A 14,489-nucleotide genomic window follows, 5' to 3' on the forward strand; every position below is an offset into this window, starting at 1 on the left:
TCCTCACCTTCGTCGTCGACCCCTTCGCCCGCCCCTGACGCGACCGTCGTGGCGGCACTCAGGGACGCCCTCAAGGAGACCGCACGGCTCCGCCGCGAGAACCGTCAGCTCCAGGCCGGTGTGGGTGAGCCGGTGGCGGTGGTGGGGATGGCGTGTCGGTTGCCGGGTGGGGTGGGTTCGCCGTCGGAGTTGTGGGAGTTGGTCGAGGCGGGGCGGGATGGTGTGTCGGGGTTTCCGGTGGACCGGGGTTGGGATGTGGAGGGGTTGTACGACGCGGATCCGGATCGGCCGGGGACGTCGTATACGCGGCATGGCGGGTTTTTGTATGGGGCGGCGGAGTTCGATGCGGAGTTCTTCGGTATTTCGCCGCGTGAGGCGTTGGCGATGGATCCGCAGCAGCGGTTGTTGTTGGAGTCGGCGTGGGAGGCGGTGGAGGGGGCGGGCATTGATCCCCACACGCTCCGTGGCAGCCGCACCGGAGTCTTCGCCGGAATCATGTACCACGACTACGGACCCCCGCTGCACATACCCGCCGGAGGCGTCGACGGCCAGCGGCTGACGGGTGGCGCGGGAAGTGTGCTGTCGGGTCGGGTGGCGTTTTCGTTGGGGTTCGAGGGTCCTGCGGTGACGGTGGATACGGCGTGTTCGTCGTCGTTGGTGGCGGTGCATCTGGCGGTGTCGTCGTTGCGGGCGGGGGAGTGTTCGCTGGCGTTGGCGGGTGGGGTGACGGTGATGTCGTCGCCGGGGACGTTTGTGGAGTTTTCGCGGCAGCGGGGGTTGTCGGTGGACGGTCGGTGTCGTTCGTTCGCGGCGTCGGCCGGGGGGACGGGGTGGGCGGAGGGTGTGGGGCTGCTGGTTTTGGAGCGGTTGTCGGATGCGCGTCGGAATGGTCATCGGGTGCTGGCGGTGGTGCGTGGCAGTGCGGTGAATCAGGACGGGGCGAGCAATGGGTTGACGGCGCCGAGTGGGCCGGCGCAGGAGCGGGTGATCCGGGCGGCGTTGTCGTCGGCGGGTGTGGTGGCGGGTGATGTGGATGTGGTGGAGGCGCATGGGACGGGGACTCGGTTGGGGGATCCGATCGAGGCGCAGGCGCTGCTGGCGACGTATGGGCGGGAGCGTCCGGTTGAACGGCCGCTGTGGTTGGGGTCGTTGAAGTCGAATATCGGGCATGCGCAGGCCGCTGCCGGGGTGGCCGGTGTCATCAAGATGGTGATGGCCTTTCAGCAGAGCGCGTTGCCAAGGACGTTGCACGTCGATGAACCGACGCCGCTCGTGGACTGGGCTTCGGGTGGCGTGGAGTTGCTGACGGAGCAGCGGGAGTGGGTGGCGGTCGAGGGGCGTCCGCGTCGGGCCGGGGTGTCGTCGTTCGGGATCAGTGGCACCAACGCCCACCTCATCCTCGAAGAAGCACCCCCGGAGCCTGCCGCGCACTCGGACTCATCCGCGAGCCCCGCCCCCGACGCCTTCCCGTTGCCGCTGGTGCTCTCCGCCCGCACCCCGGACGCCCTGCGCGACCAGGCGCGCCGGCTGCTCCCCCTCCTCCGGGACCCCGCCGGGCCCGCCGCGCGCGACCTCGGATTCTCCCTCCTCACCTCCCGTTCGCTGTTCGACCGGCGCGCGGTGGTCGGCGGGGACCGGCGCACGATGGAGGAGGGGCTCGCGGCACTCGCCACCGGGGCGCCCGGTGCTGACGTGGTGGAGGGAGAGGCAACCGCCACCGGACCTGTCGTGTTCGTCTTTCCCGGTCAGGGTTCCCAATGGGCCGGTATGGCAGGGGAGTTGCTGGACGAGTCGCCGGTGTTCGCGGCGCGGATGGGGGAGTGCGAGCGGGCGCTCGCTCCCTTCGTGGACTGGTCGTTGCTGGATGCCGTGCGCTCGGGCAGCGCGTGGGACCGGGTCGATGTGGTGCAGCCCGCGTTGTTCGCGGTGATGGTGTCGCTGGCGGAGGTGTGGCGGTCGTTCGGTGTCGTACCGGACGCCGTCGTGGGGCACTCGCAGGGTGAGATCGCCGCCGCTGTGGTGGCGGGCGCGCTGTCCCTGGAGGACGGGGCCAAGGTGGTCGCCCTGCGCAGCCAGGCGCTGGGAGTTCTCGCCGGACGCGGCGGCATGGTCTCCGTGGCCCTCCCGTACGACCGTCTGACGGACCTCCTCGCCGACCGGCCCGGGCTGTCGATCGCCGCCGCCAACGCCCCGTCCGCCGGGGTGGTGTCCGGAGACCCCGACGCCTTGGACGCGCTGCTGACGCACTGTGCCGCGGAGGGCGTACGGGCCCGGCGTATCGACGTGGACTACGCCTCCCACTCCGCCCATGTGGAGGAGATCCGCGGGGCGCTCCTGGACGCCCTGGCCGGGCTGCGGCCCACGGTCGCCCAAGTGCCGCTGTACTCCACCGTGGAGGACGGGGGCTGGCTGGACACCGCGACGATGGACGCCGAGTACTGGTACCGCAACCTGCGGGCCACCGTGGCGTTCGCACCGGCCGTCCGCACCCTCGCGGAGTCAGGCCACACCGGATTCGTCGAGGTCAGCCCGCACCCCGTCCTCACCATGGCCATCGAGGAGACCGTCCAGGAGACGGGCCACGACGCCGCCGTACTCGGCACCCTCCGGCGCGGTGAGGGCGGACTGCGGCGCCTGCGTCACGCGCTCGGCGAGGCCTTCGTACGCGGCCTCCCCGTCGACTGGAAGTCCGCCTACGCGGACACCGGCGCCCAGCTGGTGGACCTGCCCACCTACCCGTTCCAGCGCCGCCGCTACTGGCTGGAGTCGCCACAGGCAGCGCGCTCCGACGCCCCGGCCGACGACACGCTGTGGCAGGAGATCGAGGACCAGGACTCCGCGGCCCTCGCCGACGCCCTGGGCGTCGACCCGGACGCGGCGGGCGCGGTGCTGCCCGCCCTGACAGCGTGGCGCACCGAGCGGATACGGGGACAGCGCGCCGACAGTTGGCGCCACCGCGTCGGCTGGCGCCCGCTGACACTCGCCCCGAGGGCACAGCTGTCCGGGCGGTGGCTCGTCGCGCTCCCGGCGCCGGACAGCGCCGCAGGCGCGGACGTACTGGCCGCGCTGACGGCGGCCGGTGCCGAACCGGTCCCCCTCGTCGTCTCCGGCCTCGACCAGGACCGGGAATCGCTCGCCGCCGCTGTGCGTGCCGCGTCGGCCGAGGAGTCCGTGGCGGGCGTGCTCTCGCTGCTGGCCGAGGAGGTCCGCCCGCACCCCGCCCAACCCGACGTGCCCGCCGGACTCTCGCTGACGCTCGCCCTGGTACAGGCGCTCGGCGACACCGGGACGCAGGTCCCGTTGTGGTGCGCCACCCGAGGCCTGGCGGCCGTCGGAGGGGGCGAACGCACCGGGCAGAGCGTGCAGGCCGCCGTCGCCGGACTGGGCCGAACCGTCGCGCTGGAACGCCCCGACACCTGGGGCGGCCTCGTCGACCTGCCCGTCGTACTCGACGAGCGGGCGGGGGACCGGCTCTGCGCGGTGCTCGCCGCCGTCACCGACGAGGACCAGGTCGCCGTTCGTTCCGCCGGTGCGTACGGCCGCCGTGTGCTGCCGGTGAAGCCCGGGGGCCGTGCCGCAGGCCGTGTCGCCGGTGGCACCGTACTGATCACCGGTGGCACCGGCGGAGTGGGTGCCCAGGTCGCCCGGGAGCTGGCCGGACAGGGGGCGACCCACCTGCTGCTGCTCAGCCGTCGCGGACCGGCGGCCCCCGGCACGGACGAGCTGTGCGCCGAACTCACGGCGCTCGGCGCGCGGGTGACAGTCGCCGCCTGTGACGCCGCCGACCGCGCGCAACTGGCGGCGGTCGTCGCCGCGATCCCCGAAGAGGAGCCCCTCAGCACGGTCGTCCACGCCGCCGGAGTCCTCGACGACGGCACTCTCGACGCCCTCGACCCGGCACGCCTCGCCACCCTGATGCGCGTCAAGGTCACCGCGGCCCGTGCCCTGCACGAGGTCACCGACGGTCTCGGCCTGACCGACTTCGTCATGTTCTCCTCCTTCATGGGCGTCCTCGGCAGCGCGGGCCAGGGCAACTACGCCGCCGCCAACGCCGCCCTCGACGCACTGGTCGCCGAACGCCGGGCCGCGGGACTGCCGGGCACCTCTGTCGCCTGGGGCGCCTGGGCGGGCGGCGGCATGGTCGACGACGCGATCGCCGACCGGCTGCGCCGCCTCGGCATCAGCCCCATGGAACCCACGGCGGCCGTCCGCGCCATGACCGCTGCCCTCGCGGACCGCGACGAGCTGTGTGTCGTCGCGGACGTCGACTGGCAGCGCTACCGCGCGGCCGTCGGCCTGCGCTCCACGGCACTGCTGAGCAGCCTGCCGGGCGCCGTCGCCCCTGGCACACCTGCACCGGAACGGGCCGAACCGGACGAAGGTGTGGGCGGACAGCTGGCCGCGCTGCCGGCCGCCGAGCGGGCCCGCCACATCACCGACCTCGTCCGCACCCACGCCGCGACGGTCCTGCGCCACGGTGCCGCCACCGACATCGCCTCCGGCCGCGCGTTCGCCGAACTCGGCTTCGACTCCCTCACCGCGGTGGAACTGCGCAACCGGCTCGGCGCGGCCACCGGACTGCGACTGCCCACCACCCTGCTCTTCGACCACCCGACACCACAGGCACTCGCCGCCCACCTCCTCGCCGAACTCGCCCCGTCCGGCCCCGAAGCACGGGCTTTCGAAGACCGACCGGCCCTCCCCGCCGGGCCGGCCGACGACGACCCGATCGCGATCATCGGAGTCGGCTGCCGGTTCCCCGGTGCCGTCCACGGCCCGGACGCCTACTGGCAGTTGCTCTCCGAGGGACGAGACGTCATCGCCGACTGGCCACTGGACCGGGGCTGGGACACCGAGGGCCTCTACGACCCGGACCCCGACCGGCCCGGCACCACCTACAGCCGACGCGGCGGATTCCTGCACGACGCCGGCGGCTTCGACGCCGCCTTCTTCGGGATCTCACCCCGCGAGGCGCTGGCCATGGACCCGCAGCAGCGGCTGCTCCTGGAAACCTGCTGGGAGACCGTCGAACACGCCGGAATCGCCCCGACCTCGCTGCGTGGCCGTCCGGTCGGCGTGTTCGTCGGCACCAACGGCCAGGACTACCCCGCCACCCTCGACGGCGCGCCCGGGGTGTCCGAGGGGCACATCATGACGGGCAACACCGCCAGCGTGATGTCCGGGCGGATCTCCTACGAACTGGGCCTGGACGGGCCCGCCCTGACCGTGGACACCGCATGCTCCTCGTCACTGGTGACCCTGCACCTGGCCGCCCAGGCGCTGCGCCGCGGCGAGTGCGCACAGGCACTGGCCGGTGGTGTCACCCTCATGAGCACACCCAAGCTGTTCGTGGAGTTCAGCCGCCAGCGCGGACTGGCGCCGGACGGCCGCTGCAAGGCGTTCGCCGCCTCCGCCGACGGCACCGGCTGGGCCGAGGGCGTCGGAATGCTGCTCCTGGAGCGACTCTCGGACGCCCGCCGCCACGGCCACCGGGTGCTCGCGGTGCTCAGCGGCACCGCCGTCAACCAGGACGGCGCCAGCAACGGCCTGACCGCGCCCAGCGGACCGGCACAGCAGCGGGTCATCCGGGCCGCGCTCACCGACGCCCGGGTCACGGCCGCCGAGATCGACGCCGTCGAGGCCCACGGCACCGGCACCCGGCTCGGCGACCCCATCGAGGCCCAGGCCCTCCAGGCCGTGTACGGGAACGGACGGACGGCCGACGGGCCGCTGTGGCTGGGCTCGGTCAAGTCCAACATCGGTCACACCCAGGCGGCTGCCGGCGTCGCCGGCGTCATCAAGATGGTGCTCGCCATCCGGCACGCCGAACTGCCCCGGACCCTGCACGCCGACGACCCCAGCACACACATCGACTGGGACACGGCGGGCCTGCGGCTGCTCACCGAGCCCACCCCCTGGCCGGAGACCGGCCGGCCACGCCGGGCGGGAGTCTCGTCGTTCGGCATCAGCGGGACCAACGCCCACGTGATCGTCGAGCAGGCACCGGTCGTGCACGAGCACGAGCAGACCCGGGACACTTCCGGCACGGGCACGGGCACGGGCGTAGGCGCGGGCGGTGCGGCTACGGGTACGGCCGACCGGCGTGAGACGGACACCGACGAGCCCGTGAACGGGGCCGATGGCCGAGCCCGCCCGTCCCGGGCCGGGACGCTGCCGCTGCTGCTCTCCGCCCGCACCCCCGCCGCGTTGCGCGCCCAGGCCGCCCGGCTGCTCGACCACCTCGACACGCACCCCGGCACCCCGCTGCCCGACGTGGCCCTGGCCCTCGCCCGTGGCCGGGCCGCGCTGGAGCAGCGGGCCGCGGTACCCGGGCACGACGAGACGATCGCCCGCCGTGCGCTGGCGGCGCTGGCCGCCGGATCACCCGCCCCGGAACTGGTCACCGGCCTCGCGACGCCCGGACGTACCGTGTTCCTCTTCCCCGGGCAGGGCAGTCAGCGCGCCGCCGCCGGGGCTGGGCTGTACCGCGACGAGCCGGTGTTCGCCGACGCCCTCGACGAGGTACTGGCCCACCTCGCCCCTCATCTCGATGTCCCGTTGCGCGCCATCCTGTTCGCCGCGGAGGGCACCGAGCAGGCCCTGCTGCTGAATCGCACCCGGTACACCCAGCCCGCGCTGTTCGCCCTGGAGGTGGCGCTGTTCCGGCTGCTGGGCCACCGGGGAGTCGTACCGGACCTCCTGATCGGCCACTCGGTCGGCGAACTGGCCGCCGCGCACGTCGCCGGCGTCTGGGACCTGGCCGACGCCTGCACGCTGGTCGCCGCGCGCGGCCGGCTGATGGACGAACTACCCGAAGGCGGCGCCATGGTGGCCGTCGAGGCCGGCGAGGACGATGTCCTGCGCGTCCTCGGCGACCTGGCCGACAGCGGCACGGCCTGCGTCGCCGCCGTCAACAGCCCCACGGCCACCGTGATCAGCGGTGACGAGGAGACTGTGCTGGTCGCGGCCGAGGAGTTCCGCCGCCAGAGACTCAGGACCCGGCGGCTCCCCGTCAGCCACGCGTTCCACTCCGCCCGGACGGACGGCATGCTCGACGCCTTCCGCGAGGTGGCCGAGGGCCTGTCCTACGCGGAGCCCCGCATCCCCCTCGTCTCCGACCTGACCGGTGCGCCCGCCTCCGCCGCCGAGTTGTGCTCCCCGGATTACTGGGTGCGGCAGGTGCGCGGCACGGTGCGGTTCATGGACGGCGTACGGCAGTCGGTGGCCGAGGGGGCGACGACGTTTCTGGAGGCCGGGCCGGGCGGAGTGCTCTCCGCCCTGGTGCCGGCCTGTCTGCCGGCGGACGGCCCCGGCGTGTCCGCCGTGGCGGCGATCCCGCTGCTGCCCAAGCGGCAGCCGGAGGGGCCCGCCGTCGTCGCGGCCCTGGCCCGGCTGCACGTCCGCGGGGTACCCGTCGACTGGTCCGCCGGTCGCCGGGAGGTGCCGGACCCGCATGTCGACCTGCCCACCTACCCCTTCCAGCACGAGCGGTTCTGGCCGCGCCCGGCCGAAGGCAGGAGCACGAGCGGCCCCGACGGCTCCGACACCTTCTGGGACCTGGTCGGCACCGCCGACGTCCCCTCGGTCGCCTCGCTGCTGGGCCTCGACGAGGCGGCGTCACTGGGTGACGTACTGCCGGCGCTGTCCGCCTGGCGCGCGCGGCGGGACGACGAGTCGGCCGCCGCCCGGCACCGGTACCGCATCGACTGGCAGCCCCTGGGGGTGCCCGCCCGCCCCCGCCTGTCCGGCACCTGGCTCCTTGCGGTGCCGGACGACCCCGCCGTCACCGAGACGGCCGCCGCGGTCGAGCGGGCCCTCGCGGAGCACGGCGCCGACGTGTCCGTCATCCGAGTCGGTGCCGGCACCGGGCGCGTGGAGCTGGCCGAGCGGCTCCCGGCCGGGGCCGCCGGAGTGATCTCCCTGCTGGCCCTCACCGACCGGCCCGACCCGCACCACGAGCCGCTCGGCGCGGGACTCGCGCTCACCCTGACCCTCCTCCAGGCCCTCGGGGACACCGATGGCCGGGCCCGCCTGTGGTGCGTGACCTCGGGCGCGGTCCAGGCGGGACAGGACGCGCCGCCGACCCCCGCCCAGGCCCGTGTGTGGGGGCTTGGCAGGGTCGCCGCCCTGGAGCATCCCGACCGCTGGGGCGGCCTGGTGGACCTGCCCGAGCGGCTCGACCCCGCCGCGCTGCGCGGGCTGTGCGCCTGCCTGGCAAGCGCGGGCGACGCCGACACCACGGCCGGGCCGGCGGGTGAGGACCAGATCGCCGTCCGCCCCTCCGGCCTGTTCGGCCGACGGCTGGTCCCGGCCGCTCGCGTCACGGCGGGCGCGCACTCTGTCGGGGCGGACGGCCCCGCCGCCCCCGACGACGGCCTACGGTCCGTCACCGGCGTACGTCCCGACGGCACCGTCCTGGTCACTGGCGGCACCGGCGGAATCGGCCGTCACGTCGCCCGCTGGCTGGCCCGGGAGGGTGCCGGGCACCTGGTGCTGGCCGGACGGCAAGGACCCGCCGCTCCCGGGGCGGCGACGCTCGCCGCCGAACTGGAGCAGACCGGCGCCCGGGTAACCCTGGCCGCCTGCGACATCGGCGACCGGGCCGAGATCGCCGCCCTTCTCGACCGGCTCCGGGCGGCCGGGGACACCCCGAGCGCGGTCTTCCACGCCGCGGGCACCGTCTCCGACACCCGCACCGAGCACTGCACACCGGAACTGCTCCGCACGGAACTGGCGGCCAAGGCCGACGGCGCCGACCACCTCGACGAACTCCTCGCCGACGAACCGCTCGACGCCTTCGTCCTGTTCTCCTCCATCGCCGGCACCTGGGGCAGCGGCGGCCAGGCCGCCTACGCCGCCGCCAACGCCCACCTCGACGCCCTCGCCGCCCGGCGCAGGGCACGCGGGCGCACCGCGCTCTCCGTTGCCTGGGGCCCCTGGGAGGGCACCGGGATGGCCGACGGCGACGCCGGCGCCGGGCTGCGCCGCCACGGACTCGTCGGCCTGCGACCCGAGGAGGCGCTGACCGCGCTGCGCCGGGCGCTGGACGCGCGGGACACCCATGTGGTCGTCGCCGACATCGACTGGCGGCGGTTCGTCCCGGTCTTCACCTCCGGGCGCCCCAGCCGACTGCTGCGGTCGTTGCCCGAAGCCGCCGAGGCGTCGGTGGCGACGCCCACCGAGAACATCTCGGCCGCGTCGACCGACCAGGCCGGCCAGTGGCGCGACCGGCTCACGGCCCTGCCCGAGTCGGAGGGCGACCGGCTCCTCGTCGAACTGATCACCACCGAGGCGGCGGCGATCCTCGGCCACACCTCGGCCGAGCGGGTCGACCCCGACCGGCCCCTGCGCGACATCGGCTTCGACTCCATCACCGCCGTCGAACTGCGCAACCGCCTCGTCACCGGCACCGGATTCGGTCTGCCCGTCACCGCGCTCTTCGACCACCCCACGGCGACCGACCTCGCCCGGCACATCCGCGACGGCCTCGCGGGCACCGCCCGGCCCGCCGCCGGCCGGGACACCCCCGAGCCTCGGCCCACGACTGCCGACGACCCCCTCGCGGTGGTCGCGATGGCCTGCCGCTTCCCCGCGGGCGCGCGCACCCCGGAGGACCTGTGGCGGCTGGTCACCGACGAGGTGGACGCCATCGGCGCCTTCCCCGCCGACCGCGGCTGGGACCTCGACGCGCTGTACGACCCCGACCCGGGCCGGCCGGGCACCTTCTACACCTCCGGCGGGGGATTCCTCGACGGCGCCGGCGACTTCGACGCCGGGTTCTTCGGGATCTCGCCCCGTGAGGCGCTCGCCATGGACCCCCAGCAGCGGCTGCTCCTGGAAACCTCATGGGAAGTCCTCGAACGGGCCGGGATCGACCCGCTGTCGGTCCGCGGCAGCCGGGGCGGGGTCTTCGTCGGCGTCGCCTCCCAGGGCTACGGCACCGGTCCCGGCACCCCGTCCGACGGAGTCGAAGGACATCTGCTCAGCGGCAACGTCACCAGCGTGGCCTCCGGCCGGATCGCCTACACGCTCGGCATCGAGGGCCCGGCGGTCACCCTCGACACGGCCTGCTCATCCTCGCTGGTGGCGCTGCACCTCGCAGGCCAGGCGCTGCGCTCCGGCGACTGCTCCTTCGCGCTCGTCGGCGGAGCCGCCGTGATGGCCGCCCCGGACGTGTTCGTCGAGTTCAGCAAGCAGGGAGGACTGTCGCCCGACGGCCACTGCCGTTCCTTCGCCGACGGCGCCGACGGCACCGGCTGGGGCGAGGGCGCCGGAATGATCCTGGTCGAGCGGCTCTCCGACGCCCGACGCCTCGGGCATCCCGTCCTCGCCGTCGTCCGGGGTACGGCCGTCAACCAGGACGGCGCCAGCAACGGGCTCACCGCCCCCAACGGCCTCGCCCAGCAACGGGTGATCCGCCAGGCGCTGGCCCACGCGGGCCTCACCACCACCGACGTCGACCTGGTCGAGGCGCACGGCACCGGCACCGTCCTCGGCGACCCGATCGAGGCACAGGCGCTGCTGGCGACGTACGGCCGGGAACGCCCCGCGGACCGCCCGCTCTGGCTGGGCTCCCTGAAGTCCAACCTCGGCCACACCCAGGCCGCGGCGGGCGTGGCCGGACTGATGAAGACCGTGCTGGCCATGCGGCACGGGCTGCTGCCCAGGACCCTGCACGCCGACGACCCCACCACCCGGGTCGACTGGTCCGGAGGAGCCGTCAGGCTCCTAACCCGGGCCCGCCCCTGGCAGACGGCGGGCCGCCCCCGCCGTGCCGCGGTCTCGGCATTCGGCATGAGCGGCACCAACGCGCATGTGGTCCTGGAGGAAGCCGCCCCGCAGGACACCGAAGCGACCGGTACACGTCCGGCCGTCGTGGTCCCGGGCGCGTCAACGAAGACGACCGACCCGAGCGACGCGGGGACCGACGCCCCGGGTACCTCCGGCTTCCCGTCCGATGCCGGCCCGAGCGGCGCGCAGCCGTCGCCCGTGCTGCCCTGGCTCCTGTCCGCCCGCTCGGCGACGGCCCTGCGCGAGCAGGCCGCACGGCTGCACGCCCATCTCACCGAACGGCCCGAACTGGAACCGGGCGATGTCGCCCACTCCCTGGCGAGCACCCGGTCCGCCTTCCCGCATCGCGCCGTCGTCGTCGGAAGCGACCGTACGGAACTGCTGGGCGCCCTGTCCGACCTGGCCGGCCGGCAGGCGGCGTCCGGCGCCGTCGAGGGGCACGCCCGCAGCGGCGGCCGGACTGTCTTCGTCTTCCCGGGTCAGGGTTCGCAGTGGGTGGGGATGGCGGTGGGGCTGCTCGATTCCGCTCCTGTGTTCGCGGCGTGTGTGGCGGAGTGTGAGCGTGCGCTGTCGCCGTATGTGGACTGGTCGTTGACCGCTGTGCTGCGCGATGAGGTCGGGGCGGCGTCGTTGGACCGGGTGGATGTGGTGCAGCCGGTGTTGTTCTCCGTGATGGTGTCGTTGACGGCGTTGTGGCGGTCGTGCGGTGTGGAGCCGTCGGCGGTGGTGGGGCACAGTCAGGGTGAGATCGCGGCGGCGGTGGTGGCGGGGGCGCTGTCGCTGGAGGACGGCGCCAAGGTCGTCGCCCTGCGCAGCCGGGCCCTCGTCGCGCTGGCCGGGGCCGGCGGCATGGTGTCCCTCGCCGTCTCCGAGGACCGGGCCCGCGCCCTGCTGACGCCCCACGGCGACCGCGTGTGCGTGGCCGCGGTGAACGGACCCGACGCGGTGGTGGTCGCCGGGGAACCGGCCGCCCTGACGGACCTGCTCACGGCCTGCGAGGCCGATGGGGTACGGGCCCGGCGCATCCCGGTCGACTACGCGGCGCACTCGGCCCAGGTGGCCGGGGTCCGCGACGACCTCCTCGCCGCCCTGGCCGACGTACGGCCGCACACCGGCGGGACACCGCTGTACTCCACGGTGACCGGCGAGCCCCTCGACGGAGCGCTGCTGACCGCCGACTACTGGTACCGGAACCTGCGCGAACCCGTCGAGTTCGTGCGGGCCACCACCCACCTGCTCGACACCGGATACGACCTCTTCGTCGAGATGAGCCCGCACCCCGTCCTCACCGCAGGTGTCGAGGGAACCGCGGACGAAGCCGGCCGGACCGTCACCGCCGTCGGGACACTTCGCCGCGACGACGGCGGCCCCGCGCGGTTCCTCGCCTCGCTCGCCGAGGCCTGGACGGTCGGCGCGGAGGTGACCTGGCCGGACGTCCTGGACCGGACCGTGCCCGGCGCCCGCCGCGTCGCGCTGCCCACCTACGCCTTCCAGCGGACCCGTTTCTGGCTGCCCACGCCGGGCCGTACCGTGCGGACGGCGACCGCGGCCGGGCGTACGGACGCCGCACAGGACCGCTTCTGGGCGGCGGTGGACAGCGAGGACCCTGCCGGGCTCGTCGCAGCCCTCGGAGCCGACGCCGACCGCACACCGGACGGCTTCGCCCCGGCGCTGCGCGAGGTCCTGCCCGTGCTGTCCGGCTGGCGCCGCGCCCGGCTCGACCAGGACGCCGTACAGACCCTCGGCTATCGCGTCCGCTGGCAGCCGGTGGCCGACCCGCCCCCCGCACCCCTCCACGGCGACTGGCTCCTCGTCGTACCCGAGCGGTACGCCGACGACCCGCTCGTCGGCGCATGCCACGACGCGCTGCGCCTCGGTGGCGCGCGGACCCGTACGGTCACCGTCGACGCGAGCGATGCCGCCCGTACGGCGCAGGACCTCGCCGCAGCCGTCGCGGACACACCCCTCCCGCCCTCCGGTGTGCTGTCCCTGCTCGCCCTGGACGAACGTCCGGCCGCGGAAGGGTCCCTGGTGCTCGCCGGAACCGCCGCGACCCTCGAACTGCTGAGAGCTCTGGACGCACTCGGGATCGACACCCCGCTGTGGTGCGTCACCGGCGGCGCTGTCGCGGTCCGCCCCGAGGAACGGCTCGTCCGCCCGGGCGGTGCCCAGCTCTGGGGGCTCGGCCGGGTAATCGGGCTGGAACAGCCGCAACGCTGGGGCGGCATCGCCGATCTGCCCCCCGCTCCGGGCCCCGACGACGTACGCCGCCTCGCCGCCCTTCTCGCGGGCGGCTACGAGGAGGACCAGGTCGCCGTACGGCCCACCGGCGCCCACGCGCGCCGACTGGTCCACGCCCCGGCCACGAACGCGCCGACACGCCGCGACCGGACCCCGGCCGGGGGCACCGCCCTGATCACCGGCGACACCGGGACACTGGGCCCGGACATCGCCCGCCGGCTGGCCCGGCGGGGCGCCCTGCGCATCGTCCTGCACGGCGACCCGACCCCGGACCAGGGCTCCCTGACCGCCCTGCGTCACGAACTCGCCTCACTGGGAGCCGAGTTGACGCTGCCCGTCGGCCGGGAGGCACTGGCCGCGTCGCTGGCCGACGGGGGCGACGACGCACCGCTCACGACCGTCGTCCACCTCGCCCGCGCCCGCGATCCCGGGGCCTCGCTCGCCGAACTCACCCCCGAGAACCTGGACAAGGCCCTGCGCTCCGCCCTCGGCCCGGTGCTCGACCTCGACGCCCTGCTCGACGGACATCCGGCCCCGGACTCCGTCGCCGTACTGTTCCCGCTGAGCGCCGTCTGGGGGGCCGCCCGCAGGGGCGCCGCCGGCAGCGCGTACGCCGCCCTCGAAGCCCTTGCCCGCAGCCGCCGCGACGAGGGACAGCACTGGGTCACCCTCGCACTCGGCGGACAGGAACCCGTGCCCGTCGGCGCCGAGGCGGCGGAAGGCCCGCTCAAGGCGGACACGGTCACCGCGGCACTGCAGTGGTCCCTGGACCACGACGAACCCGCCGCGATCCTCGCCGACGTCCGCTGGGACCGCATCGTGGCCGCCGTGCCCGACCCCCGCGCGCTCCGGCTGCTCAGCGAGCTGCCGGAGGCGACCGCCGCCACAGGCGCCTCCGGCGAGGCCGCCGACGGGTCGGACGGCGCGGCCACCGAACTCGCGGGCCGCCTCGCACCGCTGGACGAACCCGCCCGGCGCCGACTGCTGCTGGACCTGGTCCGCGACCACGCCGCCGCCGTCCTCGGCCACACCGGCCGCCAGGCCGTCCCCGCCGACCAGGCGTTCTCCGCCGTCGGGTTCGACTCGATGCTCGCCGTGCGGTTCCGCAACCGGCTGCGCACGGCGACCGGCGTCGCCATCGCCGCGACCGTGGTGTTCGACCATCCCACCCCCACCGACCTCGCCGACCACCTGTACGACGGTCTGTACGGCCGACCAGGGCCGGCCACCCCCGCGCTGGCCGAACTCCAGGCGCTGGAGGCGGCTCTGACGGCCGCCGACCCCCGCGCCGGGGGCGCCGACGACATCGGCGCGCGGCTGCAGAACCTCGTACGGGTCTGGGCCGGGCGCACCGCGCCGCAGGACGGACCGGCGGACGCCGACGTCATCGGCTCGGCCAGCGCCGACGAACTGTTCGACCTTCTTGACAACAACTTCGGAATGGCCTGAGGAGCGTC

1 protein-coding gene is annotated in these 14,489 nt (G+C 74.8%); it reads left to right on the top strand.

What is annotated here, in order from left to right; genetic code table 11:
- The first annotated feature begins 48 nt into the window (after positions 1 to 48).
- Positions 49 to 14,481: a type I polyketide synthase gene (locus tag PV734_RS03480; protein ID WP_319288727.1), complete on the top strand. Its 14,433-nt coding sequence runs from the start codon at positions 49 to 51 to the stop codon at positions 14,479 to 14,481.
- Positions 14,482 to 14,489 lie beyond the last annotated feature (8 nt).

The organism is Streptomyces sp. AK08-02 (assembly GCF_033795085.1).
Taxonomy (GTDB): domain Bacteria; phylum Actinomycetota; class Actinomycetes; order Streptomycetales; family Streptomycetaceae; genus Streptomyces; species Streptomyces echiniscabiei.